Genomic DNA, 26,010 nt, shown 5'->3' on the forward strand with positions numbered 1-26,010 from the left:
CGCGGGGCCAAAATCACGACGGTCTGAAGGACAAATCCACGTTCTCTGAAAGCGGGCGGGGTCGGTCTCTGCAATATTGACTTCGACACCAGACGTAAGGAGATCGCCTTGTCCCAATCCATCAATCAGCAACGCCGCCGCTTCCTCGGCATCGCCGGCGGGATCCTCGCCGCTTCCAGGCTCGGCTTCATTGGATCGGCTCAGGCTCAATCCAGGACGGCGCTGCCCACGGTCAAGGCTGGCGGCCACACCACGATCGGTCCGGTCAAGCAGATCAATGCCGGCGTGCTCGATACCGGATATGTCGAGATGGGCCCGGCGTCGGGTCCCGCCGTGATCCTGCTGCACGGCTGGCCCTACGATATCCACAGCTACGCCGATGTCGCGCCGGCGCTGGCCGAGGCCGGTTATCGTGTGATCGTGCCGCATCTGCGCGGCTACGGCACCACACGCTTCCTCGCCAGCGACACGATGCGGAGCGGCCAGCCGGTCGCGGTCGCCGCCGACATCATCGCGCTGATGGACGCGTTGAAGATCGAGAAGGCCGTGCTCGGCGGCTATGATTGGGGTGCGCGCACCGCCAACATCATGGCGGTGCTCTGGCCCGAGCGCTGCAAGGCGATGGTGTCGGTGAGCGGCTATCTGATCGGCAGCCAGGCGGCCGGCAAGATGCCGCTGCCGCCGAAGGCCGAACTGCAATGGTGGTACCAGTTCTATTTCGCGACCGAGCGCGGCCGCGAGGGCTATGCCAAGAACCAGCGCGATTTCAACAAGCTGATCTGGCAGCTTGCCTCGCCGCAGTGGAAGTTCGACGACGCCACCTATGACCGCAGCGCCACGGCGTTCGAGAATCCCGACCATGTCGATATCGTGATCCACAATTACCGCTGGCGGCTGGGTCTCGCCGAAGGCGAGGCGAAGTACGACGCGTTCGAGAAGACGCTCGCGGAGGCGCCTGTCATCGCGATCCCGACCATCACGATGGAGGGCGATGCCAATGGCGCGCCGCATCCGGAGCCTGCGGCCTATGCCAAGAAATTCTCCGGGCATTACGAGCATCGGACCCTGACCGGCGGCATCGGCCACAATCTGCCGCAGGAAGCGCCGCAGGCATTCACCCAGGCCATCATCGACGTCAGCAAGGCCTGAGTTGCGGAAAGCGTGGATCGGTTTGGAGACCGGCGCGGTCCGATCTGGCGCAGTGATTGCCGCGGGGCTAGTTTCCCCGCAGCAATCGCATGCGGGGAACGGCTTTGACCATCACCATCTACGGCATCAAGAACTGCGACACCATGAAGAAGGCGCGCGCCTGGCTCGACGACCATGGCGTGGCCTACGACTTCCACGACTACAAGACCGCCGGCATCGCCAAGGACAAGCTCAAGCAGTGGAGCGACGAGGTCGGCTGGGAGACGCTGCTCAACCGCGCCGGCACGACCTTCAAGAAGCTGCCCGATGCCGACAAGGAAGGGTTGAACGAGCGCAAGGCGCTGGCGTTGATGGCCGAGCAGCCTTCGATGATCAAGCGTCCGGTGCTCGATCTCGGGCCGAAGCGCGTCGTCGGCTTCAAGCCGGACATTTACGCCAAGGAAGTGCCGGCGAAGGTGCGCAAGAACGGCTGACGCATTCCGCGCGAACCCCAGTTTGGGAGTTTGAATCACAGGGGGTGGGCAATCGCAACGCTTCCAACCCGGACCCCCGGCGCTTAGGGGCAGAAGCGGACATCAGCTTGCCAATAGTCCCCGCCGAGACCGTTGAAAATGACCCGACACGGACACTGGGACGGCGTGGTTTTGCTTTCCCAAGCCGTTCATCAGCATTAAATTGCGCGGAAACCGTTCCGCCAACGGTGGTCGGAGGAAACTATCGCTGGATTGTCGGTTGAAGTTCCGGGAACAACGGAGGCTTCGGAAATGAAGAAAGCAGCATTGGCGTTAGTGACCGCTGCCACCATCGGTGTCTCTGCCTTGGTGGCCCCATCACCGGCCCAAGCGTGGCGTGGTGGTGGCTGGGGCGCTGGACTCGCGGCCGGACTGATCGGAGCGGCGGTAGTTGGTGGCATTGCCTCCAGCGCCTACGCCTATGGCCCAGGTTACGGCTACTACGGCGGACCGGGTTATGGCTATTACGGCGGCTACGCCCCCGCGTATTACGGCGGCTATGCGCCAGCGTATTATAACTACGGCTACGCCCCCGCATACTACGGCGGATACCGGTCCTACTATGCTCGTCCCGCGTACCGGCGCGTTATTCGCCCCGCATACGTCTACGGCCCTGGGTACTATCGCGGGTATGGCTATCGCTGGTGATCGCCAGCGGCGGCACGGGAACTGGGCAACGAACGCCGAGGGGGGCCGCGGCCTGCTTCGTTGCCCGCGGGTGCTTGAGTGTTTGTAGCGAGCGGCGAGAGGACCGTGAGCATTGACGTCGGCGGCAGGCATAGACCGATAGCCGGCGTGTCTTCTGTTGGCCCATTTCGGAAGTGCCCAGCTGGCTATCGAAAGTCCGGTGACGGAGTTTAAGCGGACGTCGCGGTTGCGCCCTCCGACTTCCGCGTTTGACCCATAGCCGACGTCGTCAGCATCGCGTCCAGTTACGGAACCGACATCGCAATTGATAAAGTTAGATTTGCTCGGCAAGTCTTTCTTTTGGAACGAGCCGATAAGTTGCTCCCGTTCACCGAAAATTCAGCAACCCAAAAGAGGGTGCCAGGATCGGCAAGCGGACTGGGGACATGGCTGAGTTTGGACGAAGGCAATATTACACGACCAGCATCTCCTCCGGCGCAGAAACTTCCGACCGGATGAAGTGGCTTGTCTGTGGCGCCGTTGCGATTGCGCTGATCGCAGGCTCCTTCCTGAGCTACAAGATGCTTTATCAGCCTGCCGACCCGCTGTTGAAGCACGAGTCCTTTGCGGAGAAGTTGGAAAGGCATGCCTCTCGCGAGGAGCTCTGGCAAAATTATCCGTCTCTCGATGAGAGGACGATTCCCATCGCTTTTGGCGACAAGATCTACAAGATTCCGCGCAACTATTTGGTGGACCTGGATCGATCAAGTGCCGATCCCAAAGAGACTGCGTTCGAAATTTACGTGCTGCTTCCCAATCTGGAGCCAAGAACGGCCAATAACGCTGCAAGGTTCGCGAAGGGCCCGTTCTACGGCGGATACGGAGATCAGGTGAATGCGAGGATCCGTGGTGGGCAGAAGGAACTGGACTGGTCGGAACGGAGACTTCTGTGGAATCGTCGGTGCCAGGAGAAGGGCTCGGGCGTTTTTCTTATGGTCGAGTCCGGGTATCAATTATGTGAGGCTGATTCTGATCTGTTCTTGAAAGATACGCCTGAAGGCCCTTTGGTTTTTGCTTGCGAGAAGGTCACGATCAAGAGCCCTGACTGCACGATTGCGGATCTGACTGGAGCCGGATGGGGCGTTCTCACATTGGGTTTCAGTCGCAAGTACGTCTACCAGGCCGACGAGATAAGGAAGCGGTTTCGTTCGCTTTTGGATTCGTTCGCCGAAGATTAGGCTGGGTCATCCCTTATCTTGTGATCTTGGCTGATCGGCGACTTCCGCTGTTGGCCCCTTTCGGAAGTGCCGCGCTGGCTATTGAAGGTCCGGTGCCGGTAGTGAAGCGGAAGTCGCGATCGCGCGCTCCGACTTCCGAGTTTGACCCGGAGCCGACGTCCACTGGCTCTCAGACGGTCCGGACCAATTGATATGCATCAAGCCGCGGACCGCTCAATGCGAGCATTTTGAGGAGATTGTGCGCGCCCTCTCTTGCTAACGGGGAGTTTTCATCGTGAAAATCAGCATCCTTGCAGGCGTCAGCTTTCTCGTCCTCAATGGCATCTCGGCATCGGCGCAGCAGGTTACAGGGGTTTCGGGGTCGCCCGAAGCCACCACCACGATCACCGGCAAGCAACTTCCGCCGCCTTATCCACAATTTGGCGGGGTAATCAAGGAGAAGGCCGCGGAGTCGAAGGCCTGGTGGGCACCTCGGGTCGTGCCGCCAAAGGGCGCGCCCAACGTGTTGCTTATTATGACGGATGATCAAGGCTTCGGAGCGCCGGGTACCTTCGGCGGCGTCATACCCACTCCCACCATGGATCGCATCGCCGCGCAGGGGCTGCGCTACACCAATTTCCATTCCACTTCGCTTTGCTCACCAACGAGGGCAGCCCTCATTACGGGCCGCAACCACCACTCCGTGGGTACAGGCGTGGTCGGCGAATTGGCAACGGGGTTTCCGGGTTACGACACAATCATCCCGATTGAGAAAGGCACCATCGGTACGATCCTGAAGGAAAACGGCTACGCGACCTCGTGGTTCGGCAAGGACCACAACACACCTTCGTTTCAATCGAGCCAGGCCGGCCCGTTCAATCAGTGGCCCAACGGAATGGGCTTCGAGTACTTTTATGGCTTCGTCGGCGGCGACGCGAGCCAGTGGCAACCGAACCTGTTCCGCAATACGACAGCGATCTATCCGTTCCAGGGCAATCCCGGCTGGAATTTGGAGACGGCGATGGCCGACGAGGCCATCCAGTACATGAAGCAGCTCAAGGAGGTTGCACCCGACAAACCGTTCTTCGTCTATTATGTACCGGGAGCCACCCATGCGCCTCATCATCCGACGCCGGAGTGGATCAAGAAGGTGAGCGACATGCACTTGTTCGATGACGGGTGGAACAAGCTGCGTGAGACCATCTTCGCCAACCAGAAGCGGCTGGGTATCATGCCCGAAAACGCCAAGCTGACGCCGTGGCCGAAAGAATTGCCGCAGTGGGAGTCCCTGAGCTTTGACGAGAAGAAGCTCTTCATCAAGCAAGCGGATATCTATGGGGCATACCTCGCTTACGCCGACAATGAGATCGGACGGGTCATCAAGGCGGTCGAAGACCTTGGCCAACTCGACAACACCTTGATCATCTACATCGGTGGCGACAACGGCGCGAGCGCCGAAGGAATGCTCAACGGCACGCCGAACGAATTCACCACGTTCAACGGCATTGAAGTGCCGGTTAAGGACCAATTTCTTTGGTATCCGTTCTGGGGATCGGAACGGACTTTCCCGCACTTTGCTGCTCCCTGGGCGTGGGCGATGGACACCCCGTTCAAATGGGTGAAGCAGGTGCCGTCGCACTTCGGCGGGACGGCTCAGGGCATGGTTGTTTCCTGGCCCGGCCACATCAACGACACCGGTGGCATCCGTCGCCAATTCCATCACGTCATCGACGTGGTTCCGACCATCCTCGAAGCGGCTGGCATTTCGCAACCCGATACGATCAATGGCATCAAACAGATCCCCATCGAAGGCACGAGCATGGCGTACACGTGGGACAGGGCGAACGCGAACGCCCCGACCCAGCACACGACGCAATACTTCGAGATGCTCGGCAATCGCTCCGTCTATAACAACGGCTGGGTCGCGGCGACGACCCCGGTGACCCTGCCATGGGAGCTGAGCACTAAGGCGCCTCCCGATGTGATCACCGGCTACAAGTGGGAGCTTTATAACGTCCAGGAGGACCCCACGCAGTTCAACGACCTGGCCACCCAGATGCCGGGTAAGCTCAAGGAGATGCAGGACCTCTTCTATTCCGAGGCGAAGAAGTACAATGTGCTGCCGCTGGACAATTCGACGCTCACGCGCTGGAACGCTCCGCGCCCGAGTCTAACGGCAGGACGAACGCTCTTCACCTATTCGGGCGAACTAAGCGGCGTGCCTGCGAGTGCCGCGCCGAGCATCCTGAACAAGTCCTACACCATCACCGCCGAGGTCACGATCCCGGACGGCGGCGCGGAAGGCATGATCGTCACCGAAGGCGGGCGATTCGGCGGCTATGGCCTGTTTCTGAGCAAGGGCGACTTTGGCGTCGGCCGGGGCAAGGTCGTGTTCCTCTATAACTTCCTTGACCTCAAGCGCACGACTTGGGAAGGGCCCGAGTTGAGCGCGGGTAAACACACCATCGTCTTCGATTTCAAATCGGATGGTCCGGGCCTGGCCAAGGGAGGAACAGGGGTCCTCTCCGTAGACGGCAAGGAAGTAGCCAAGAATTCCATGGAGCATACCACTCCGATCACCTTCCCGGAGGACGAAACCTTCGACGTTGGCCAGGACAGCCGCACTGGCGTGGCGATGATCGAGTATCGCTATGACTCTCCGTTCAAGTTCACTGGCAAGATCGACAAATTGACTTTCAAACTCGAACCTTTCACGGCGGAGCAGGAGGCTAAAGCCAAGCCCTAACAGCTCGAGTATAGGCAGATGCCTCACACCCGTGGGCCGAAACGATGAAGAACGCGCTGACTTTCGCCGCGGTCGGTGAAGCCGCCACCGGATTGGCGTTGTTGATTGCTCCCTCGCTCGTCGTGCATTTGTTGTTGGGCGAGCAACTTACCGACGTCACAATACCGGTTGCGCGCGTAGCGGGCATCGCTGTGATCGCCTTGGCAATTGCGTGCTGGCCGGGTCCGCCACTTGTCGGCATGTTGATCTACAGCGCATTGATAACGCTTTATTTTGCCTACCTCTTCTTCGTGGGTGGTTTGACCGGCGTCCTTCTATGGCCAGCGGCAGCGCTTCACGTAATTCTAACGGTCCTTCTCGGTCGCGCTTGGCTCGCCGCCGCGCGGCGAGATAATGGAGCGGCCGATTTTCCGGTCAGGACGAGACCTTGATTGCTAGATGTCCCCGAGTCTGGCCCATCGCGTCCGTTGGCGCACTGTGGCGACATGCCGAATGAAGACCGGAAGTGCTGACCCGCCGGTGCGAGGTCTCAGTTTGACCCACAGCAGACGTAAGCTCCAACAATCTCAGGCTCGTCTATTTCGGCCTCGGGGCATAGACTGTGAAAGCCAACTCAAGACTAACGTTGGCAATCATCATCAGCGTCTTTGTGGAAACCGCAGACGTGAAACTGGGGGCCTGACAGTCATTTCCGGCTTGTATTCCAATATCCGCCCTTCGGTATTCCAGTCGGTCCCATGCAGCTCGCGCTTCGTTCGGAAGCATTTCTACCAACTTGACGAATTCCTGCAAAGTGGCTTCGGGCGTCGCGAGTTGCTCCGCGAGCTCTAAAGATGCATCGCAGTCCTCGTGCATCAAAACGACAATCGAGGAACGCGCCGAGCTGAGCAATATCTGCACGTCGGCCGCGTCTCCGCGAATATCGAGATCAACATTAAGAAAAATGGTGTTGCTATGGCTCAACGCGGGCTGAACCCGAACAGGCAAGGTTTTTCGGCCAGGAAAGTCGGCTTCCGGATGCTTGGCGTAGAATGCTTCCGCCCTGGATAGAGCGTCGGTCTCATCTTGCGCATGGAGGCATAGGTTTGGGGCGTCATCGGCGTTGCCCCAGGTCAGTTCAAAGTATTTCATGCCAGGCTGCCAGGCATGCCAGGATTTGTGCATAAGGGCCTCATGATCGCCGCTGCTCGACAAACTCTAACACATCCGGGGTGAATTCGATGTCAGCTTGTGGCCCTTTGCTGACATTCACTTAGGCATCGTCGATGTCTGCTTTTGAGGGCAACTCGGACATCGCATCCCGCGCACGTGCGTACCGGATTCATGAGTACGCCCTAGATCAGCTCGACTGAATCCTGGCTCGCCGGGTGATCTGCGGGCACGAACCTGCGGTCGATCACCGCCCGCACGGTGACGACAGGCACGGCCTTGGCCTTTACGCCCATCAGATTGTGCAGCCGGAATCCGCCCTCGATGCTGATCGCCTTGTACGAGCCGATGACGTGCTCGACGGTGTCGCCGCGTCCGAACGGCAGCAGCAGCCGTTCGTAGTACACGTCCTTGCCGTCGGCGTCGGAGAGTTCCGCAACCGTATAGGTCGGACGCTTGCGCGCGAGGCAAGCGCGATAGGACAGGATGACGCCGGCATAGCGCTCCGGGCCGATCGCATCATCGAGATAGCGGTTGGTGCGCAGTCGCGGCTCGACGTGCTCGTTGCCATAGGCCGTCGTCAGCCGCGCGCCTTCCTGCGTGATCAGGAAGCGTGCCGCGTCACCGCTGCCGACCACGTCAAAGCCCATCATGTCGGCGCGCTCGTCGGCGGTGCCGTCGGTGTGGAAATCGCACAGCAAGGGAAGGGCATCCGGCATGCGCAGCGCGCGCAGCCAGGCGTTCAGCAGCACCCGCTGCGTGATCGATTTCACCACCGATGGATCGGCGCTCCTGAATGGCATGGGCTAGCCGAACTCGAGCACATCCCCGGGCGGGATGCGGCCGGGGACACGGTGGAACAGGTCGCGGTCGATGATCGCGCTCAGTTTGAAGTTCGGCAGCGTGTCGTTGCCGCGCATCAGATTGCGGATCTCGAAACTGCCATTGTCGCTGATCGTCTTCAGCGAGGCGACAAGATGCGTGACGGCGCCGCCGTCCGAGAACGGCAGCAGCAGCCGTTCATAGGCCACGACGTGACCGTAGATGTCGTCGATATCGGTGATGGTGTAGGCCGGCAGCCTCCGCGCGATGCATTCGTGGTAGACCGGCATCACGGCCGGCGCGAGCCGCGGTCCGAGATAGTCGTCGAGCAGGCGGCCCTTGCCGCTGTGTCCGTAGGCGGTGGCCATCCGCGTGCCGTCGCTCTCGATCGTCAGTTGCGGCGGCCGCGTTGTCGCGTCGACGGTGAAGAAGACGGTGTCGGGCAGATCTTCCTCGATCCGCTCCGGCTGAAATTCATCGATCCGTGGGATGGTCTGGCCGCGGGCATAAAGTCGCAGCCACGTGTTCAGAAAATCACGTTGCCGGATCGACTTGATGACCGAGGGATTGGCGCTCTCGAAATGCAAGGCTCTAACCGCCCTTAATACAATGGCGGGAGCTTCGGCGAGAGGCGGAAATATTCTATGAAAGGGAAAGACCAGAGCAAAACACCCTTAACGGCGGCTTTCCGAGGCGCAAAGCGCGCTCAGGGGCCATTCGACTAAGGATCAACCGGAACTGGTCGTGCCAATACTGCACTGCACAGCTTTCCACCTTGCGTAACCGCCACAGATGACGGCATATTCCGGCCCGGAGGCGACAGGCCCCCGGACGGTTTCCAAGACGTACGGACAACCTGTCGGACACGAAAAAGGCTGGCCACGCGAGCGACGGGCTTCGCGGCGATGGCGTATGGGGGAATCTATTTGGCCGATGAGTTTATTCTCGAAACCAGCGGATTGACCAAGGAATTCGCGGGTTTCTTTGCCGTTCGCGACGTTGCGCTGAAGGTGCGTCGCGGCAGTATCCATGCGTTGATCGGGCCGAACGGCGCCGGCAAGACGACCTGTTTCAATCTGCTGACCAAATTCCTGAAGCCGACGGGCGGGCAGATTCGCTACAAGGGCCAGGACATCACCGCGATGCCGCCGGCCGACGTGGCGCGGCTCGGGCTGGTCCGTTCGTTCCAGATTTCGGCGGTATTTCCGCACATGACGGCGCTCGAGAACGTCCGGGTGGCGCTGCAGCGCCAGCACGGTTCGTCATTCGATTTCTGGCGTTCGAAGACCGTGCTCGACCGCTTCAATCCGCGCGCCCATGAACTGCTGAACGACGTCGGCTTGAGCGAATTCGCCAACACCCCGGCGGTCGAGATGCCGTACGGCCGCAAGCGCGCACTTGAAATTGCAACGACGCTCGCGCTCGACCCCGAGATGATGCTGCTCGACGAACCGATGGCCGGCATGGGCCACGAGGACATCGACAAGATCGCGGCGCTGATCAAGCGGATCTCCGCCAAATACACCATCCTGATGGTCGAACATAACCTCTCGGTGGTGGCCAACCTCTCCGACATCATCACCGTGCTGACGCGCGGGCAGGTGCTGGCGGAGGGCAACTACGCCGACCTCTCCAAGGACGAGCGCGTGAAGGAAGCCTATCTGGGAGCGGGTCATGGCTGAGGCAAAACTGGCGGAGAGGCCCGTGGCTGCGGCCGGCGTGGAGGTGCTGACGGTCAACGATCTGCAGGCCTGGTACGGCGAATCCCACATTCTGCACGGTGTCAATTTCAACGTGAAGGCCGGCGAGGTGGTGACGCTGCTCGGCCGCAACGGCGCCGGCAAGACCACGACGCTGAAGTCGATCATGGGCGTCATCGGCAAGCGCACCGGCTCGATCCGTTTCGACAACAAGGAGATCATCCGCGCCACGTCGGACAAGATTGCGCGGCTCGGCATCGCATTCTGCCCCGAAGAGCGCGGCATTTTCGCCAGCCTCGACGTGCGCGAGAATTTGCTGCTGCCGCCGGTGGTGCGCCCGGGCGGCCTGCCGCTCGACCAGATCTTCACGCTGTTTCCCAACCTGAAGGAGCGGCTCAACAGCCAGGGCACCAAGCTCTCGGGCGGCGAGCAGCAGATGCTGGCGATTGCGCGCATCCTGCGCACCGGCGCGCGCTTCCTGATGCTGGACGAGCCGACCGAAGGGTTGGCGCCGGTGATCATTCAGCAGATCGGGCACACCATTGCGCGGCTGAAGTCGCAGGGATTCACCATCCTGTTGGTCGAACAGAACTTCCGCTTCGCCTCGACCGTTGCCGACCGCTACTACATCGTCGAGCACGGCAAGGTGATCGACGGCTTCGCCAATTCGGAGCTGTCGGCCAACATGGACAAGCTGCATACCTATCTCGGCGTCTGAAGTCGCCCGAGCCAGAAAATTTAAGAACTGAGGGAATACGCCATGAGGAATACGATTTCAGCGCTTCTGCTCGGCACCGCGATGGTGCTCTCCGTCGCCAGCATCGCCTCCGCTGACGACAAGACAGTCAAGATCGGCGTGTTGTCGGATCAGTCCGGCCTCTATGCCGACCTCGCCGGTCCCGGCTCGACGCTGGCGGCGCAGATGGCGATCGAGGATTCCGGCCTCAAGGCCAAGGGCTGGACCATCGACCTGATCTCCGGCGATCACCAGAACAAGCCCGATATCGGCACCACCATCGCGCGCCAGTGGTTCGACGTCGACAAGGTCGACACCATCGTCGACGTGCCGAATTCGGGCGTCGCGCTCGCGGTCAACAACGTCGTGAAAGAGAAGAACGGCGTCTACATCAATTCGGGCGCCGCGACTTCCGATCTCACCAACGCACAGTGCACGCCGAACACGGTGCACTGGACCTACGATACCTACATGCTGGCGCACGCCACCGGCCAGGCGCTGGTGAAGGCGGGCGGGGACACCTGGTTCTTCCTGACCGCGGACTACGCGTTCGGCGCGGCGCTGGAGCGCGACACCACCGCCGTCATCACCGCCAATGGCGGCAAGGTGGTCGGCGGCGTCAAGCACCCGCTCAACACCGCCGACTTCTCCTCGTTCCTGCTGCAGGCACAGGCCTCCAAGGCCAAGATCATCGGTCTCGCCAATGCCGGCGGCGACACCACCAACTCGATCAAGCAGGCGGCCGAGTTCGGCATCGTCAAGGGCGGCCAGAAGCTCGCCGCGCTGCTGCTGTTCCTCACCGACGTCAAGGCGATCGGGCTGGAGACCGCGCAGGGCCTCAACTTCACCGAGACGTTCTACTGGGACCTCAACGACAAGACCCGCGCCTTCTCGAAGCGCTTCTCGGAGAAGATGAAGAACGGCGCTCCTCCGACCATGGTGCAGGCCGGCGTCTATGCGGGCCTGCTGCATTACTTCAAGGCGCTGGAAGCGCTCGGCGGCAATCCGCATGACGGCGCCAAGGTGGTCGCGAAGATGAAGACCATCCCGACCGACGATCCGCTGTTCGGCAAGGGCGAGGTCGAGGCCAACGGCCGCGTCACCCACGACGCCTATCTGTTCGAAGTGAAGAAGCCCTCGGAGTCCAAGGGGCCGTGGGACTTCTACAAGCTGGTCGGCACCGTGCCGGGCAACCAGGCCTTCACGCCGCTCGACAAGAGCACCTGTGCGCTTCTGAAGAAGTGACGATCATGCCCGCCGGCCATGCGCGTGGCCGGCGGGCTTCATCTATCTAGCGAAAGCTCATTCGATGCAGGCTCTCTACGCACAGCTTCTGGTGGGACTGATCAACGGCTCGTTCTACGCGCTGCTCAGTCTGGGGCTCGCCGTCATCTTCGGCATGCTCAACATCATCAATTTCGCGCATGGCGCACTCTACATGATGGGCGCCTTTGTGGCGTATTTCCTGCTCAATCTGGGCGGCATCAACTACTGGTGGGCGCTGCTCATCGCACCTGTCATCGTCGGCATCTTCGGCATGATCCTCGAGCGGACCATGCTGCAATGGCTCGCCGGCCTCGACCACCTCTACGGACTGCTGCTGACGTTCGGCATCGCGCTGATCGTGCAGGGCGTGTTCCAGAATTATTTCGGCTCCTCCGGCCTGCCTTACTCGATCCCGGATCAGCTCAAGGGCGGCGTCAATCTCGGCTTCATGTTTCTGCCGATCTATCGCGGCTGGGTCGTGATCTTCTCGCTGGTGGTGTGCCTTGCCACCTGGTTCCTGATCGAGAAGACGCAACTCGGCGCCTACTTGCGCGCGGCCACCGAGAACCCGACGCTGGTGCGGGCCTTCGGCATCAACGTGCCGCGCATGATCACGCTGACCTACGGGCTCGGCGTCGGTCTCGCCGCGCTCGCCGGCGTGCTGTCGGCGCCGATCAACCAGGTTCGTCCGCTGATGGGCGCCGATCTCATCATCGTGGTGTTCGCGGTGGTCGTGATCGGTGGCATGGGCTCGATCATGGGCTCGATCATTACCGGCTTCGCGCTCGGCGTGATCGAGGGACTGACCAAGTATTTTTATCCCGAGGCCTCCAACACCGTGGTGTTTGTCCTGATGGTGGTGGTGTTGCTGGTGAAGCCAACGGGACTGACGGGACGGGCGGCTTGATATGTCAGCATTGACCGACGATACACTTCCGGTGACGCCGCGCGCGGTGCGCGACGAGATGATCGTATTCGCCGTGATGGCGGTGCTGCTCGCAGTGGTGCCGTTCACGGGGATCTATCCCTTCTTCGTCATGCAGGCGCTGTGCTTCGCGCTGCTCGCCTGCGCCTTCAACCTTTTGATCGGCTATGGCGGCCTGCTGTCGTTCGGCCACGCCATGTTCCTCGGCACCGCCGGCTACGTCTCGGCGCATGCGCTGAAGGTGTGGGGGTTGCCGCCGGAGCTTGGCATCGTGGCCGGCACCGCCGCGGCCGCCTTGCTCGGCCTCGTCACCGGCTTCATCTCGATCCGCCGCCAGGGCATCTACTTCTCGATGATCACGCTGGCGCTGTCGCAGCTGCTCTATTTCATCTATCTGCAGGCGCCGTTCACCCATGGTGAAGACGGCATCCAGGGCATTCCGCAGGGGCGCCTGTTCGGGATCTTCGACCTGTCGAAGCCGACGGTGCTCTACTACGTCGTGCTGGCCGGATTCCTCGCCGGCTTCCTGCTGATCTACCGCACCATCAACTCGCCGTTCGGCGAGGTGCTGAAATCGATCCGCGAGAACGAGCCGCGCGCGATCTCGCTCGGCTACAAGACCGACCAGTACAAGATGCTGGCCTACATCCTGTCGGGCACGCTGGCGGGCTTTGCCGGCTCGCTGAAGGTGTTCGTGGCGCAGAACGCCTCTCTCACCGACGTGCACTGGTCGATGTCCGGCGAAATCGTGCTGATGACGCTGGTCGGCGGCCTCGGTACCATCTTCGGCCCGGTGGTCGGCGCATTCGTGATCATCGCCATGCAGCAATATCTCGCCGGTTTCGGCCAGTGGGTGACGGTGATCCAGGGCGTGATCTTCGTGGCCTGCGTGCTGCTGTTCCGGCGCGGCCTGGTCGGCGAGCTGGCCCACCTGCTGCGGCGGTCGCTGTAGGGCAGGGTAACCGATTTGCTGCCGACGACATAGCGGTGGACGACCGCCCGTTCGGGCGGTCGGTCCCGGTATTTTCCCCGCCAGATGCTCTATGACAGTTCTGTGACAGTCGCTAAAAGAGCTGTCCCGGAACGATGGAACTGAGACATGCTGCGCTGGTTTCGCGCCTTTCTGCCCAAGGAAGAGCGATTTTTCGACCTGTTCGCCCGCCACGCCCAGACCTCCGTGCAGTGCGCGCTGGCGCTGCAGGACATGCTGAAGGGCGGCGAGGAGACCCCGGTCTTCTGCCAGCGCGTCAACCAGTTCGAGAACGACGCCGATAGCGTCACCCGCGAGGTCCTGACCGCCGTTCGCCGTACCTTCATCACCCCGTTCGACCGCGGCGACATCAAGAACCTGATCACCGCGATGGATGACGCGGTCGACCAGATGCAGTCCACCGCAAAGGCGGTGATGCTGTTCGAGGTGCGGGAGTTCGAGCCCCCGATGCGCGAGATCGGCACCCTGATCGTCGAATCCGCCAATCTAGTCGTTCGCGCGCTGCCTCTGTTGCAGGCGATCGGCCAGAACGTCTCGATGCTGACCCAGATCACCGAGGAGCTGACCAAGCTCGAGGGCCGGGTCGACGATCTCCATGATATCGGGCTCAAGGAATTGTTCTTGAAGCACCGCAACGCCAACGCGATGGACTTCATCGTCGGCGCGGAGATCTACGATCACCTCGAGAAGGTGGCTGACCGCTTCGACGACGTCGCCAACGAGATCAACTCCATCGTGATTGAACAGGTTTAGGGCAGGGACATCACGTGGACGCCACGCTGGGTCTTCCGGTCCTGACTATCCTGATCGCGGTCGCGCTGCTGTTCGACTTCCTGAACGGCCTGCACGATGCCGCGAACTCGATCGCGACCATCGTCTCGACCCGCGTGCTGCGGCCGCAATATGCGGTGTTCTGGGCGGCGTTCTTCAACTTTGTCGCCTTCGCGGTGTTCGGCCTGCACGTCGCCAACACCATTGGCACCGGGATCATCGAGCCGTCGGTGGTGGACGCGACCGTGATCTTCGCGGCGCTAGTCGGCGCGATCGCTTGGAATGTGATCACCTGGGCGCTCGGCATTCCCTCGTCGAGTTCGCACGCGCTGATCGGCGGCCTGGTCGGCGCCGGCATGGCCAAGGCAGGCATTTCGGCGGCGGTGTGGAGCGGGCTCACCAAGACCTTGCTTGCGATCGTGCTGTCGCCGCTGGTCGGCTTCCTGCTGGCACTGGTGCTGGTTGCGATCGTGTCCTGGCTCTCGGTGCGCTCGACACCTTTCGCTGTTGATCGCGCCTTCCGGATTCTGCAATTCGCCTCGGCGTCGCTCTATTCGCTCGGCCATGGCGGCAACGACGCGCAGAAGACCATGGGCATCATCGCAGTGCTGCTCTACTCGCAGGGCCATCTCGGCGACAAGTTCGAGATTCCGTTCTGGGTCGTGCTGGCCTGCCAGAGCGCGATGGCGCTGGGCACCCTGATGGGGGGCTGGCGGATTGTGCGCACCATGGGGCTGCGGATCACAAAGCTGACGCCGATGCAGGGCTTTTGCGCCGAGACCGGGGGCGCCGCAACCCTGTTCATCGCGACCTATCTCGGGGTTCCGGTATCGACCACCCACACCATCACCGGCGCCATCGTCGGCGTCGGCGCCGCACGGCGGCTGTCCGCCGTGCGCTGGAACGTGGCAAGCTCGATTGTCTACGCCTGGGTGATCACGATCCCGGCCTCGGCTGCGGTTGCAGCCGCGACCTATTGGGCGGTGCAGGTTCTGAAGTAGCGTTTTCGAGCAAAGTGGAAGCCGGTTCGCGTCAAGAAAACGGGTCCAAAACAAGTAATCAACCGACCAGCTTCAAGCCGACGATGCCGGACACGATCAGCCCGATGCTGGCGAGCCGCATCGCGGTCGCGGGCTCGCCGAGCAGGATGATGCCGAGTGCCGCGGTGCCGACCGCGCCGATCCCGGTCCAGACCGCATAGGCGGTTCCAATCGGCAGCGTCTTCAGCGCGATGCCGAGCAGGATCACGCTGCCGGCCATCGCCGCGAGCGTCAGCACCGATGGCACCAGCCGCGAGAAGCCCTCGGTATATTTCAGCCCGATCGCCCAGCCGATCTCGAGCAGGCCTGCGGTGAACAGAATGGCCCAAGCCATAACGAACCCTCCGGATAAGGCAGGGTCGTCCCCGCGGATGGTATGGTGAGAAGAAGGTCGTCCTTCCGGTCCCTATATGTGGGTGGTGCGGCCATCCCGCATTGCGACAAAACGCCCTTGATTGCGCCCGTTTTCCCTGCCAAACGCTGCCCCGCCATGTCTGATACCGCTGTTTCAACCGAATCGCCGTCCCGCTCGCTGCTTTCCGAGGAAGTGGCGCGACGGCGCACCTTTGCGATCATCTCGCACCCGGACGCCGGCAAGACCACGCTGACGGAAAAGCTGCTGCTGTTCGGCGGCGCAATCAACCTCGCGGGCCAGGTCAAGGCCAAGGGCGAGCGCCGCAACACGCGCTCGGACTGGATGAAGATCGAGCGCGAGCGCGGCATCTCCGTCGTCACCTCGGTGATGACCTTCGAGTTCAACGACCTCGTGTTCAACCTCTTGGACACGCCGGGCCACGAGGACTTTTCGGAAGACACCTATCGCACGCTGACCGCGGTCGACTCCGCGGTGATGGTCATCGACGCCGCCAAAGGCATCGAGGCGCGCACGCGAAAACTGTTCGAGGTGTGCCGCCTGCGCGACATCCCGATCATCACCTTCATCAACAAGATGGACCGCGAGAGCCGCGACACGTTCGAGCTTTTGGACGAGATCGAGAAGACGCTGGCGCTCGACACCACGCCGATGACCTGGCCGGTCGGCCGCGGCCGCGACTTCCTCGGCACCTATGATGTCGTCAATGGCGGCGTGCGGCTGCTCGAGGGCGGCGGCGCCAAGACCGGCGCCACCGAGCAGATCGACATCGCCGATCTCGGCAAGCGCAATCCCAATCTCGACGTCGCCGAGGTCAGGGATGAGCTGGCGCTGGCCTCGGAAGCCTGCAAGCCGTTCGAGCTCGCGGCCTTCCGCGAGGGCCATCTGACGCCGGTCTATTTCGGCAGCGCGCTGCGCAATTTCGGCGTCGGCGACTTGCTGGAGGGTCTCGGCAAGTTCGCGCCGGCGCCGCGCGCGCAGGATTCCGATCTGCGCAAGGTCGAGGCGGCGGAGCCGCGCATGAGCGCGTTCGTGTTCAAGATCCAGGCCAACATGGATCCGAACCATCGCGACCGCATCGCGTTCGCCCGGCTGTGCTCCGGAAAACTCAGCCGCGGTATGAAGGCCAAGCTGGTGCGCACCGGCAAGAACATGAGCCTGTCGAGCCCGCAATTCTTCTTCGCCCAGGATCGCTCGGTGGCGGACGAGGCTTTCGCCGGTGACGTCGTCGGCATTCCGAACCACGGCACCTTGCGGATCGGCGACACCCTGACCGAGGGCGAGGATCTGACCTTCGTCGGCGTACCGAGCTTCGCGCCGGAAATCGTCCGCCGCGTTCGGCTGACAGATGCGATGAAGGCGAAGAAGCTGAAGGAAGCGTTGCAGCAGATGTCGGAGGAGGGCGTCGTGCAGGTGTTCCGCCCGCGTGACGGCGCGCCAGCGCTGGTCGGCGTGGTCGGTCCGCTGCAGCTCGACGTGCTGAAGGCGCGGCTCGATGCCGAATATTCGCTGCCGGTCGAGTTCGAGATCTCCGAGTTCTCGCTGGCGCGCTGGATCTCGTCCGATGACCGCAAGAAGTTGGAGGCCTTCATCGCCGCCAACAACTCCGGCATCGCCGACGACGTCGACGGCGATCCGGTGTTCATGGCCAAGAACGAGTTCTATCTCGGCTACACCCGCGAGCGCGCCGAGGGCATCACCTTCTCCAACGTCAAGGACGTGAAGAAGAAGGCGTAGCGCCGAATACGATAGCGCCACATACTCAGTGTCGTCCCCCGGCTCGACCGGGGGACCCAGTACGCCGCGGCTTATCCGTTCGATCACTGCCGTCTCTGGAATACTGGATCGCCCGGTTCAAGCCGGGCGATGACAGTTGTGGTTACGGCGCGCGCAAGGAATTGAACGCGGCCCGCTTGATGCGGTCCGGCCGCGGTACCATTTTCCCCGGAGCGCAATCCGGGTCCGTCTGCATGCTCCGACGCGTCGCCATCTGTCTCGCTTTTGCCGTGCTGGCCGTTGTGCTCGCGAGCGCTGCCTCTGCGCAGCAGCGGCAGCAGACCAATCCGGCGCCGTTCGCACACACGCCTTGCAGTGTGCTCGACGAAGGGCCTTGCATCCCGTCCTATTGCAGCGTGTTCAATCACGGGCCGTGCTTTCCCGAGATGGATTATCCGTACGGCGAAAATCTCCAGCTCACGATCCTGACGGTGCCGCCCGAGGACCAGGCCGCGAAATACCGCAAGCCGGATCATGATCTCGATACCATCGGCGATCTGTTCGCCGCGCTGCGTGCCTGCTGGGCGCCGCCGCCGGCGGACGATGCGCGCGAGGGCATGCAGATGTCGGTGCGCTTCAGCTTCAAGCGGACCGGGGAGATGATCGGTACGCCGCGCCTGACATTCGCGACGCGGGGCATCCCGGCGGATACCCGCACGACCTACCTCAACGCGATCAACGCCTCGCTCGGCGCCTGCCTGCCGCTGAAATTCACCGGCGGGCTCGGCGGCGCGCTGGCCGGCCGCCCAATCATGATCCGCTATGTCGACAATCGCGAGCTGGGCAAGCCGGCCGGCAATCCGTAGCCCGCCACCCGGCGTGACGCATTGCGTCCCGCCCGGCGAAGATGTTACGCGAAGGTAGCAATCGATCAGGGGAGGAACATCGTGGGACTGCTCGTCATGATCCTGGGTCTCGTGCTGTTCCTCGGCATCCATGTGCTGACCAGCCTGCGCGGCCTGCGCGCCGGCATCGTGAATGCTATGGGCGAGGGGGCCTACAAGGGCGTCTATTCGCTGGTGTCGTTCGCCGGCCTCGCGCTGATCATCTGGGGCTTCGGCCACTACCGCGCGACCGGCTGGATCGACGTCTGGACGCCGCCGACCGCGTTCAAGCACATCACGGTGGCGCTGATGCTGCCGGCCGTGATCCTGGTGGTGGCCGCCTATGTTCGCGGCCGCATCTACACCACGCTGAAGCATCCGATGCTGGCGGGCGTGAAGCTGTGGGCGTTCGCGCATCTGCTCGCCAATGGCGATCTCGGCTCGATCATCCTGTTCGGCTCGTTTCTCGGCTGGGCCGTTTATGACCGCATTTCGCTGAAGCGCCGCGCGGATGCCGGCGGGCCGCCGATCCCGGTAGGCGGCCCGACCAACGACCTGATCGCGATCGCGGTCGGTGTCATCGTCTATCTGGCGCTGGCGTTTGCGTTCCACCCGGTCGTGATCGGCGTGCCTGTCATGGGAGCCTGACTATGTCTGTTCAATCCGCCATCAAGCGCAAGACCGCGCCCGATCTCCGCGCCCGCAAGAATGGCGAGCCGATCGTGATGCTGACGTCGTACCATGCGCACACCGCGGCACTGGTCGACCGGCACTGCGACGCCATCCTGGTCGGCGATTCCCTCGGCAACGTGATGCACGGCTTCGAGACCACGGTGCCGGTTACCCTCGACATGATGATCCTGCAGGGCCGTGCGGTGATGCGTGGCTCGCAACAGGCGCTGGTCGTGGTCGACATGCCGTTCGGCTCCTACGAGGGCTCGAAGGAGCAGGCGTTTCAATCCGCGGTGCGGATCATGAAGGAGACGCTGTGCGGCGCGGTCAAGCTCGAGGGCGGCGCGCGGATGGCGGAGACGGTGGCGTTCCTGTCCGAGCGTGGCATTCCCGTGATGGGCCATATCGGCCTGACGCCGCAATCGATCAACACGCTCGGCTCGTTCCGCGCACAGGGCCGCGAGGAGGAGACCTGGGCGCCGATCGAGAATGACGCCAAGGCGATCGCGGAGGCGGGCGCCTTCTCGATCGTGGTCGAGGCGGTCGCCGAGCCGCTGGCGCGCAAGATCACGCAGTCGATCGCCGTTCCCACCATCGGCATCGGCGCCAGCGCTGCCTGCGACGGCCAGGTGCTGGTGCTGGAGGACATGCTCGGGCTGTCGCCGCGCGCGCCGAAATTCGTGCGCCGCTACGGCAACCTCGGCCCGATGATCGAGGAAGCGATCGCGGGCTATGCGCGCGACGTGAAGAGCCGCGCCTTTCCGGGCCCGGAGCACGTCTACGGCATGAAGAAGAGCTGACGAGGCGCGAATGGACTGGTCGCAACATGCACTGCCGCTGATGCGGCTCGAGCCGCGCTTCGGCGACCGCGTCGTACCTGTCTTCGCCGAACGGCCAGCCAGCCTGTGGGCGATGATCGCAGACGCCGTCGCGCAGAATGGCGACGGCGAGGCGCTGGTCTGCGGCGAGACGCGCCTCTCCTGGCGCGAGGTTGCCGAGCAATCCGCGAAGGTCGCAGCCGGCTTTGCAAAGCTCGGCCTCGCGCCCGGCGACCGCGTCGCGATCCTGCTCGGCAACCGCATCGAGTTCGTGCTGACGATGTTCGCCGCAGCCCATGCTGGCCTGGTCACGGTGCTGCTCTCGACGCGCCAGCAGAAGCCCGAGATCGCTTATGTGGTGAACGATTGCGGCGCGAAGCTTCTGGTCCACGAAGCCGCGCTTGCCGACCGCATCCCCGACGCCGCCGATATTCCCGGCCTCGCGCATCGCATCTCGGTCAGCAACGACGGCGCGTCGCAATTCGCGGGTCTGCGCGACAATGCTCCGGCGCAAGCACCGGCGGAGGTGAGGGAAGAGGACACCGCGATGATCCTCTACACGTCGGGCACCACGGGGCGGCCGAAGGGCGCGATGCTGGCCCATTGCAACATCATCCATTCCTCGATGGTGTTCGTCTCTTGCCTGAAGCTGACCAGGGCCGATCGCTCGATCGCCGCGGTGCCGCTCGCGCATGTCACCGGCGCCGTCGCCAACATCACCACCATGGCCCGCTGCGCAGGCGCGCTGATCATCATGCCGGACTTCAAGGCGTCGGAATATCTGAAGGTCGCGGCGCGCGAGCGCGTCACCTACACGGTGATGGTGCCGGCGATGTACAATCTCTGCCTGATGCAGCCGGATTTCGACAGCTACGATCTGTCGAGCTGGCGGATCGGCGGGTTCGGCGGCGCGCCGATGCCGGTCGCGACCATCGAAAAGCTCGACGCCAAGATTCCCGGGCTCAAGCTTGCGAACTGCTATGGCGCGACCGAGACCACGTCGCCCTCGACCTTGATGCCGGGCGAGTTGACCGCGACGCATATCGACAGCGTCGGCCTGCCGTGTCCCGGCGCCGAGATCGTCGTGATGGGCGCCGACGGCCGCGAGGTGCCGCGCGGCGCGATCGGCGAGCTGTGGATCCGCAGCGCCTCCGTCATCAAGGGCTATTGGAATAATCCGAAGGCGACCGCCGAGAGTTTTACCGCCGGCTTCTGGCATTCCGGCGATCTCGGCTCGGTCGATGCTGAAAACTTCGTCCGCGTGTTCGACCGCCAGAAGGACATGATCAACCGCGGTGGCCTGAAGATCTATTCCGCCGAGGTCGAGTCCGTGCTTTCGGGTCATCCGGCCGTGGTCGAGAGCGCGATCATCGCAAAACCGTGCCCGGTGCTCGGCGAGCGCGTGCACGCCGTGATCGTGACCCGCAGCGACGTGAATGCGGAGAGCCTGCGCGCCTGGTGCGCCGAGCGTCTCTCCGACTACAAGGTACCGGAGACGATGGCGCTGACATCAGAGCCGCTGCCGCGCAACGCCAACGGCAAGGTGATCAAGCGCCAGCTCAGGGAGAGCCTCTCGGCGTCCTAGCTTCCTTACCTCCCCGCAAGCGGGAGAGGGGAGGCCGCCACGTCGCGTGCCGCTGCAAACTTGCCCGGTTAACGCTTTGATCCGCCTCGCTTTGCCTTGCCTCCGCCACACCGTTAGGGTAACGCCGCCGCGATGTGGGGATCGGGTAGGGGCTGCGCTCCACCGAGATTCGCGGTCCCGAGGGGATGGGATAGCCTTAAGTGTCTGAATTATTTGACGAAGTCGACGAGGAAGTCCGTCGCGATCAGCTCAAGAAGCTGTGGGACAAGTACTCGCTTTTCATCATCGCGCTGGCGATCCTGGTGGTCGCGGGCGTCGGTGGCTGGCGTGGCTACCAATATCTCGAGGGCAAGAAGGCCGCCGAGGCCGGTGCGGCGTTCGACCGCGCCGTCGAGCTGTCGGATCAGAACAAGCACGCCGAGGCCGAGGCCGCGTTTGCCGACCTGATCACCAAGGCGCCGTCCGGTTACCGCAATCTGGCGCGGTTGCGCATGGCCGCTGAAGTCGCGACCCGCGATCAGCCGGCCGCTGCGAAACTCTATGACGAGATCGCGGCCGACCGCAGCGTCGGCGGCCCCGATCAGGATCTGGCGCGGATCCGTGCCGCGCAGATGGTGATGGACACCACGACCTATCCGAACATGGTGCAACGGCTCGAGGCGATGGCGACGTCGAAGGACTCGACGTTCCGCCACTCCGCGCGCGAGCTGCTGGCGCTGTCGGCCTGGCGCGCCAACGATGCCACCGCCGCGCGGCAGTGGCTCGACCAGATTGCCAATGACGGCGAGACGCCGCCGAGCCTGCGTTCGCGCGCCGAAGCGCTGCAGGCGCTGTTGCCGCCGGTCGCGAAAAGCTGACCTAAGGCATGATCCGGAAAAGTGGGAACCGGTTTTCCGATCGGATCATGCCCAGACAAAACCCGAGTTTGAGTGAGAGATCGACCATGCGCCGCTCGCAACGCCTGATCGCAGCCGCAGTTCTCCTCGCGCTTTGCAGCGTGCTGGCCGGCTGTGGCAGTGGCGGCATGGCCAATTTCGATCCGAGCGACCTGCTCGACTTCCTCGACACCAAGAAGAAGCTGCAGGGTGACCGCAAGCCGGTATTCCCGGAAGGTGTGCCCGGCCTCGAGCAGGGCGTGCCGAAGGAATTGTACAAGGGCTCGCAGCAGGAGCAGCTCGACCAGCAGAACGCCGCGGCAGCGGCCGCCGCCCAGCCGGCTCCGCCGCCGGAGCCGCCGAAGAAGGGCGCCAAGAAGCACACCAAGCGGGCCGCTCCGGCCGCGGATCAGGCGGCTGCTCCCGACGCGGCGGCGCCGGAAGAGGGCGCGCCCGCCGCGTTGCCGCCCGAGCCGAAGCCGAAGAAGATCGTCCGCCGCCGCACCACCGCGCCGCCGGCCGACGACCAGCAGGCGCAGCCTGCGGCGCCGGCCCAGCAGACCCAGACCACACAACAATCCGGCGACGCGTTCCCCGCACCGCTACCGAGCGGCGGATTTAGCCGCTAATGCGATGAGATAAGGTTGAATCGTCATCGCGCTTTACCTCCTTGTTTGAGCATGATCTTTTCGGAAAACCGCTTCGCACTTTTCCGGATCATGCTTTAGGCTCCTGCTTCAATTCATTAGACGCGCGTCGCGCCGCGGCGCCGGGATGATCCATGCCTTTTACCATTGCCATTATCGGCCGGCCCAATGTCGGAAAGTCGACGCTGTTCAACCGGCTGGTCGGCCAGAAGCTTGCGCTGGTGGACGACGAGCCCGGCGTGACGCGCGACCGCCGCGAGGGCCAGGCCCGGCTCTACGATCTCGACTTCACCATCATCGACACCGCGGGGCTCGATGAGGGCGCCAAGGGCTCGCTGACGGCGCGGATGCAGGAGCAGACCGAGACCGCGATCGAGCTCGCCGACGCTCTGATGTTCGTGATCGACGCCCGCGTCGGCCTGACGCCGACCGATCGCGCCTTCGCCGACTTCGCCCGCAAGGCCAACAAGCCGGTGGTGCTGGTCGCCAACAAGGCCGAGGGCAAGCATGGCGAGATCGGCGCGATGGAATCCTACGCGCTCGGCCTCGGCGATCCCGTGCAGATCTCGGCCGAGCACGGCGAGGGCATGGGGGACCTCCACGAGGCGCTGAGCGCGCTGGTGCCCGCGACATCGGAGGAAGACGACGAGGTCGAGGATGACGAGGACATTTCGGAGGAGGAGGCCGCGCAGCGCCCGATCCGCGTCGCCATCGTCGGCCGGCCCAACGCCGGCAAGTCGACGCTGATCAATCATCTGCTCGGCGAGGAGCGGCTGCTGACCAGCCCCGAGGCCGGCACCACGCGCGATTCCATCGCGGTCGAGATCACCTGGCAGGGCCGCCAGTTCCGCGTGTTCGATACCGCCGGCCTTCGCCGCCGCTCGCGGATCGAGGAGAAGCTGGAAAAGCTCTCGGTCGCCGACGCGTTGCGCGCGGTGCGTTTCGCCGAAGTCGTCGTGATGATGATGGACGCGCAGAACAAGTTCGAGGAGCAGGATCTGCGCATCGCCGACCTGGTCGAGCGCGAAGGCCGCGCCATCGTGCTCGCGGTCAACAAATGGGACCTCGTCGAGCGCAAGCCCAACCAGATCTCGCAGCTGCGCACCGATGCCGACCACTGGCTGCCGCAGGTCAAGGGCGTGCCGATCATCGCCGTCTCCGGCCTGATGGGTGAGGGCATCGACCGCCTGATGATTGCGATCCAGGAAGCCTATGCGGTCTGGAACCGGCGCTTGCCGACTGCGGGGCTCAATCGCTGGTTCGAGCAGGCGATCCAGGCCAACCCGCCGCCGGCCGTCTCGGGCCGCCGGCTGAAGCTGAACTACATCACGCAAGTGAAGGCGCGCCCGCCGAGCTTCGTTCTGTTCTGCTCGCGCGCCGATGCGATCCCGAGATCCTATCTGCGCTACCTCACCAACTCGCTGCGCGAGACCTTCGATCTGCCGGGCACGCCGATCCGGATCACGCTGCGCGAGAAGGCCAATCCGTTCGCCTACAAGCGCAAGCGGCCATCGTGAGCGGGAGCGCTGAAGTTGACCCTGCGGCCATGCCGCAGGCACGCGGCGGCGCCGTGATCTTCATCTTCATCACCCTGCTGCTCGACATGCTCGCGCTCGGGATCATCATCCCGATCCTGCCCAAGCTGATCGAAGGCTTCGTCAACAACGACACCGCCAATGCCGCGCGTATCTTTGGCGTGTTCGGATCGATCTGGGCGTTGATGCAGTTCGTCTGCTCGCCGATCCTCGGCGCGCTGTCCGATCGCTTCGGCCGCCGGCCGGTGGTGCTGCTGTCGAATTTCGGCCTTGCCGCGGATTATGTGCTGATGGCGCTGGCGCCGAACCTGATCTGGCTGTTCGTCGGGCGAGCGATCTCGGGCATTACCTCGTCGAGCATCTCGACCGTGTTCGCCTATATCGCCGACGTCACTGCACCGGAGCAGCGCGCCGCGATGTTCGGCAAGATAGGCGTTGCGTTCGGCGCGGGCTTTATTCTGGGACCTGCGCTGGGCGGCCTGCTCGGCGAGATCGATCCGCGACTGCCGTTCTGGGCGGCGGCGGGCCTGAGCTTCGTCAACGGCCTCTATGGCCTGTTCATCCTGCCGGAATCGCTGCCGCCGGAGCGGCGCGCGCCGTTCAAATGGAAGAGCGCCAATCCGATCGGCGCGTTGCATTTCCTGCGCGCGAACCCGACGCTCGCCGGCCTGTCGCTGGCGACGTTCTTCGGCCAGCTCGCGCATGTCGTGCTGCCCTCGGTGTTCGTGCTCTACGCCACCTATCGCTACGGCTGGGACACCGGCACCGTCGGCGCGACGCTCGCGCTGGTCGGGCTCTGCGGCATGATCGTGCAGGGCGCGGCGATCGGACCGATCGTGCAGCGGCTCGGCGAGCGCAATGCGCTGTTCCTCGGCCTCGTCTGCGGTGCCTTGGGCTTCGTGATCTTCGGCGCGGCGCCATCAGGCCAGTTGTTCTGGATCGGCATTCCCGTGATGGCGCTGTGGGGCATTTCCGGCGCCGCGACGCAGGCGTTGACGACGCAGCTTGTCGCCGCCGATCAGCAGGGCCAGTTGCAGGGCGCGACATCGAGCGTGCAGAGCATGTCGGAATTGATCGGCCCGTTCCTGTTCACGTTGACCTTCGCCTATTTCATTGGCGACAACGTGCCCATGAAGCTGCCCGGTGCGCCGTTCTATCTGGCGGGCGCGCTGCTGCTGCTCGCGCTCGCCATCGCCTGGCGCGCGACGGCGAAGAGAGCGTAGGGCGGGTTCGGACCGCTCGTCGGCCTGACCG

General features: G+C 63.2%; 26 protein-coding genes. 22 read left to right on the plus strand and 4 right to left on the minus strand.

The features are described 5' to 3' along the window. Window positions 1-108: 108 nt before the first annotated feature. The 6 genes from HAP47_RS17885 (at window position 109) to HAP47_RS17910 (ending at window position 6,682) form a co-directional block, all read left to right on the plus strand. The gene (locus HAP47_RS17885; RefSeq protein WP_173637130.1) at window positions 109-1,149 is read left to right on the plus strand and encodes an alpha/beta fold hydrolase; all 1,041 of its coding nucleotides are present in this window, start codon (window positions 109-111) and stop codon (window positions 1,147-1,149) included. Between the two features lie 104 nt (window positions 1,150-1,253). Then, window positions 1,254-1,622: an ArsC family reductase gene (locus HAP47_RS17890; protein WP_173637129.1), complete on the plus strand. Its 369-nt coding sequence runs from the start codon at window positions 1,254-1,256 to the stop codon at window positions 1,620-1,622. A 291-nt stretch (window positions 1,623-1,913) separates the two neighbouring features. Continuing rightward, entirely contained in the window at window positions 1,914-2,309 is a 396-nt protein-coding gene (locus tag HAP47_RS17895) for a hypothetical protein (protein WP_173637128.1), read from the plus strand. Window positions 2,310-2,734: 425 nt separating this feature from the next. Then, window positions 2,735-3,526 (plus strand): hypothetical protein, encoded by a 792-nt coding sequence (locus HAP47_RS17900; protein ID WP_173637127.1) that lies wholly within the window; start codon window positions 2,735-2,737, stop codon window positions 3,524-3,526. Window positions 3,527-3,800: 274 nt separating this feature from the next. Then, on the plus strand, window positions 3,801-6,251 hold the full coding sequence (locus HAP47_RS17905) for an arylsulfatase (protein ID WP_173637126.1): 2,451 nt from the start codon (window positions 3,801-3,803) through the stop codon (window positions 6,249-6,251). A 44-nt stretch (window positions 6,252-6,295) separates the two neighbouring features. Next, the gene (locus HAP47_RS17910; RefSeq protein ID WP_173637125.1) at window positions 6,296-6,682 is read left to right on the plus strand and encodes a hypothetical protein; all 387 of its coding nucleotides are present in this window, start codon (window positions 6,296-6,298) and stop codon (window positions 6,680-6,682) included. Between the two features lie 145 nt (window positions 6,683-6,827). Here HAP47_RS17910 and HAP47_RS17915 read toward each other — a convergent pair whose 3' ends face one another. The 3 genes from HAP47_RS17915 to HAP47_RS17925 form a co-directional block, all read right to left on the minus strand. Beyond that, window positions 6,828-7,382, minus strand: a complete 555-nt coding sequence (locus tag HAP47_RS17915; RefSeq protein WP_176396312.1) for a hypothetical protein — start codon at window positions 7,380-7,382, stop codon at window positions 6,828-6,830. Window positions 7,383-7,585: 203 nt separating this feature from the next. Next, window positions 7,586-8,203: a hypothetical protein gene (locus HAP47_RS17920; RefSeq protein ID WP_173637123.1), complete on the minus strand. Its 618-nt coding sequence runs from the start codon at window positions 8,201-8,203 to the stop codon at window positions 7,586-7,588. Window positions 8,204-8,206: 3 nt separating this feature from the next. After that, window positions 8,207-8,809 carry a PAS domain-containing protein gene (locus HAP47_RS17925; RefSeq protein ID WP_173637122.1) on the minus strand — a complete coding sequence of 201 codons (603 nt, stop codon included), beginning with the start codon at window positions 8,807-8,809 and terminating at the stop codon, window positions 8,207-8,209. A gap of 339 nt (window positions 8,810-9,148) precedes the next feature. Here HAP47_RS17925 and HAP47_RS17930 point away from each other — a divergent pair, with 339 nt between their 5' ends. From HAP47_RS17930 to HAP47_RS17960, 7 genes are all read left to right on the plus strand, one after another. Beyond that, the gene (locus HAP47_RS17930) at window positions 9,149-9,904 is read left to right on the plus strand and encodes an ABC transporter ATP-binding protein (RefSeq protein ID WP_173637121.1); all 756 of its coding nucleotides are present in this window, start codon (window positions 9,149-9,151) and stop codon (window positions 9,902-9,904) included. Further along, window positions 9,897-10,640, plus strand: coding sequence for an ABC transporter ATP-binding protein (locus tag HAP47_RS17935; protein WP_173637120.1), 744 nt, complete (start codon window positions 9,897-9,899; stop codon window positions 10,638-10,640). The genes HAP47_RS17930 and HAP47_RS17935 overlap by 8 nt, the downstream gene beginning before the upstream one ends. Window positions 10,641-10,682: 42 nt before the next feature. Next, a complete protein-coding gene (locus tag HAP47_RS17940) occupies window positions 10,683-11,903 on the plus strand; it encodes an ABC transporter substrate-binding protein (RefSeq protein WP_173637119.1) in 1,221 nt (406 codons plus the stop codon). A 64-nt stretch (window positions 11,904-11,967) separates the two neighbouring features. Further along, entirely contained in the window at window positions 11,968-12,831 is an 864-nt protein-coding gene (locus HAP47_RS17945; protein WP_050406473.1) for a branched-chain amino acid ABC transporter permease, read from the plus strand. Between the two features lies 1 nt (window position 12,832). Then, window positions 12,833-13,801 carry a branched-chain amino acid ABC transporter permease gene (locus HAP47_RS17950; protein WP_173637118.1) on the plus strand — a complete coding sequence of 323 codons (969 nt, stop codon included), beginning with the start codon at window positions 12,833-12,835 and terminating at the stop codon, window positions 13,799-13,801. Window positions 13,802-13,948: 147 nt separating this feature from the next. Continuing rightward, the gene (locus HAP47_RS17955) at window positions 13,949-14,593 is read left to right on the plus strand and encodes a DUF47 domain-containing protein (protein WP_173637117.1); all 645 of its coding nucleotides are present in this window, start codon (window positions 13,949-13,951) and stop codon (window positions 14,591-14,593) included. A 14-nt stretch (window positions 14,594-14,607) separates the two neighbouring features. After that, window positions 14,608-15,612, plus strand: coding sequence for an inorganic phosphate transporter (locus HAP47_RS17960; RefSeq protein ID WP_092113372.1), 1,005 nt, complete (start codon window positions 14,608-14,610; stop codon window positions 15,610-15,612). A 58-nt stretch (window positions 15,613-15,670) separates the two neighbouring features. Here the strand turns inward: HAP47_RS17960 and sugE are convergent, their stop codons facing one another. Then, complete coding sequence (sugE, locus tag HAP47_RS17965; RefSeq protein WP_092113374.1) at window positions 15,671-15,985, minus strand: quaternary ammonium compound efflux SMR transporter SugE; 315 nt, start codon at window positions 15,983-15,985, stop codon at window positions 15,671-15,673. A gap of 156 nt (window positions 15,986-16,141) precedes the next feature. On the opposite strand from sugE, the gene HAP47_RS17970 reads away from it, so the two are divergent. The 9 genes from HAP47_RS17970 to HAP47_RS18010 all read left to right on the plus strand — a co-directional run bounded on the left by HAP47_RS17970 (window position 16,142) and on the right by HAP47_RS18010 (window position 25,979). After that, complete coding sequence (locus HAP47_RS17970; RefSeq protein WP_173637116.1) at window positions 16,142-17,761, plus strand: peptide chain release factor 3; 1,620 nt, start codon at window positions 16,142-16,144, stop codon at window positions 17,759-17,761. A 233-nt stretch (window positions 17,762-17,994) separates the two neighbouring features. Then, window positions 17,995-18,606, plus strand: coding sequence for a hypothetical protein (locus HAP47_RS17975; RefSeq protein ID WP_173637115.1), 612 nt, complete (start codon window positions 17,995-17,997; stop codon window positions 18,604-18,606). An 81-nt stretch (window positions 18,607-18,687) separates the two neighbouring features. After that, window positions 18,688-19,272: an NnrU family protein gene (locus HAP47_RS17980; RefSeq protein WP_173637114.1), complete on the plus strand. Its 585-nt coding sequence runs from the start codon at window positions 18,688-18,690 to the stop codon at window positions 19,270-19,272. A 2-nt stretch (window positions 19,273-19,274) separates the two neighbouring features. Then, on the plus strand, window positions 19,275-20,096 hold the full coding sequence (panB, locus tag HAP47_RS17985; RefSeq protein WP_173637113.1) for a 3-methyl-2-oxobutanoate hydroxymethyltransferase: 822 nt from the start codon (window positions 19,275-19,277) through the stop codon (window positions 20,094-20,096). A gap of 10 nt (window positions 20,097-20,106) precedes the next feature. Beyond that, a complete protein-coding gene (locus HAP47_RS17990) occupies window positions 20,107-21,699 on the plus strand; it encodes a class I adenylate-forming enzyme family protein (RefSeq protein WP_173637112.1) in 1,593 nt (530 codons plus the stop codon). Window positions 21,700-21,899: 200 nt separating this feature from the next. Beyond that, window positions 21,900-22,556 (plus strand): tetratricopeptide repeat protein, encoded by a 657-nt coding sequence (locus HAP47_RS17995; RefSeq protein WP_173637111.1) that lies wholly within the window; start codon window positions 21,900-21,902, stop codon window positions 22,554-22,556. Window positions 22,557-22,642: 86 nt separating this feature from the next. Further along, window positions 22,643-23,203 carry a hypothetical protein gene (locus HAP47_RS18000; protein WP_173637110.1) on the plus strand — a complete coding sequence of 187 codons (561 nt, stop codon included), beginning with the start codon at window positions 22,643-22,645 and terminating at the stop codon, window positions 23,201-23,203. A gap of 152 nt (window positions 23,204-23,355) precedes the next feature. After that, entirely contained in the window at window positions 23,356-24,738 is a 1,383-nt protein-coding gene (gene der / locus HAP47_RS18005; RefSeq protein ID WP_173637109.1) for a ribosome biogenesis GTPase Der, read from the plus strand. 29 nt (window positions 24,739-24,767) lie between these two features. Next, window positions 24,768-25,979 (plus strand): MFS transporter, encoded by a 1,212-nt coding sequence (locus tag HAP47_RS18010; RefSeq protein WP_173637108.1) that lies wholly within the window; start codon window positions 24,768-24,770, stop codon window positions 25,977-25,979. Window positions 25,980-26,010 lie beyond the last annotated feature (31 nt).

This window comes from Bradyrhizobium sp. 41S5 (genome assembly GCF_011516665.3).
Lineage (GTDB): Bacteria > Pseudomonadota > Alphaproteobacteria > Rhizobiales > Xanthobacteraceae > Bradyrhizobium > Bradyrhizobium quebecense.

Excerpts from the sequence above, each read along its gene's own strand:
- HAP47_RS17990 (WP_173637112.1), top strand. The coding sequence starts at position 20,107 with ATGGACTGGTCGCAACATGCACTGCCGCTGATGCGGCTCGAGCCGCGC.
- HAP47_RS17950 (WP_173637118.1), top strand. The coding sequence starts at position 12,833 with ATGTCAGCATTGACCGACGATACACTTCCGGTGACGCCGCGCGCGGTG.
- HAP47_RS17920 (WP_173637123.1), bottom strand. The coding sequence starts at position 8,203 with ATGCCATTCAGGAGCGCCGATCCATCGGTGGTGAAATCGATCACGCAG.
- HAP47_RS17945 (WP_050406473.1), top strand. The coding sequence starts at position 11,968 with ATGCAGGCTCTCTACGCACAGCTTCTGGTGGGACTGATCAACGGCTCG.
- panB (WP_173637113.1), top strand. The coding sequence starts at position 19,275 with ATGTCTGTTCAATCCGCCATCAAGCGCAAGACCGCGCCCGATCTCCGC.
- HAP47_RS18010 (WP_173637108.1), top strand. The coding sequence starts at position 24,768 with ATGCCGCAGGCACGCGGCGGCGCCGTGATCTTCATCTTCATCACCCTG.
- HAP47_RS17940 (WP_173637119.1), top strand. The coding sequence starts at position 10,683 with ATGAGGAATACGATTTCAGCGCTTCTGCTCGGCACCGCGATGGTGCTC.
- der (WP_173637109.1), top strand. The coding sequence starts at position 23,356 with ATGCCTTTTACCATTGCCATTATCGGCCGGCCCAATGTCGGAAAGTCG.
- sugE (WP_092113374.1), bottom strand. The coding sequence starts at position 15,985 with ATGGCTTGGGCCATTCTGTTCACCGCAGGCCTGCTCGAGATCGGCTGG.
- HAP47_RS17975 (WP_173637115.1), top strand. The coding sequence starts at position 17,995 with ATGCTCCGACGCGTCGCCATCTGTCTCGCTTTTGCCGTGCTGGCCGTT.
- HAP47_RS18000 (WP_173637110.1), top strand. The coding sequence starts at position 22,643 with ATGCGCCGCTCGCAACGCCTGATCGCAGCCGCAGTTCTCCTCGCGCTT.
- HAP47_RS17895 (WP_173637128.1), top strand. The coding sequence starts at position 1,914 with ATGAAGAAAGCAGCATTGGCGTTAGTGACCGCTGCCACCATCGGTGTC.
- HAP47_RS17970 (WP_173637116.1), top strand. The coding sequence starts at position 16,142 with ATGTCTGATACCGCTGTTTCAACCGAATCGCCGTCCCGCTCGCTGCTT.
- HAP47_RS17900 (WP_173637127.1), top strand. The coding sequence starts at position 2,735 with ATGGCTGAGTTTGGACGAAGGCAATATTACACGACCAGCATCTCCTCC.
- HAP47_RS17915 (WP_176396312.1), bottom strand. The coding sequence starts at position 7,382 with ATGAAATACTTTGAACTGACCTGGGGCAACGCCGATGACGCCCCAAAC.
- HAP47_RS17910 (WP_173637125.1), top strand. The coding sequence starts at position 6,296 with ATGAAGAACGCGCTGACTTTCGCCGCGGTCGGTGAAGCCGCCACCGGA.
- HAP47_RS17935 (WP_173637120.1), top strand. The coding sequence starts at position 9,897 with ATGGCTGAGGCAAAACTGGCGGAGAGGCCCGTGGCTGCGGCCGGCGTG.
- HAP47_RS17955 (WP_173637117.1), top strand. The coding sequence starts at position 13,949 with ATGCTGCGCTGGTTTCGCGCCTTTCTGCCCAAGGAAGAGCGATTTTTC.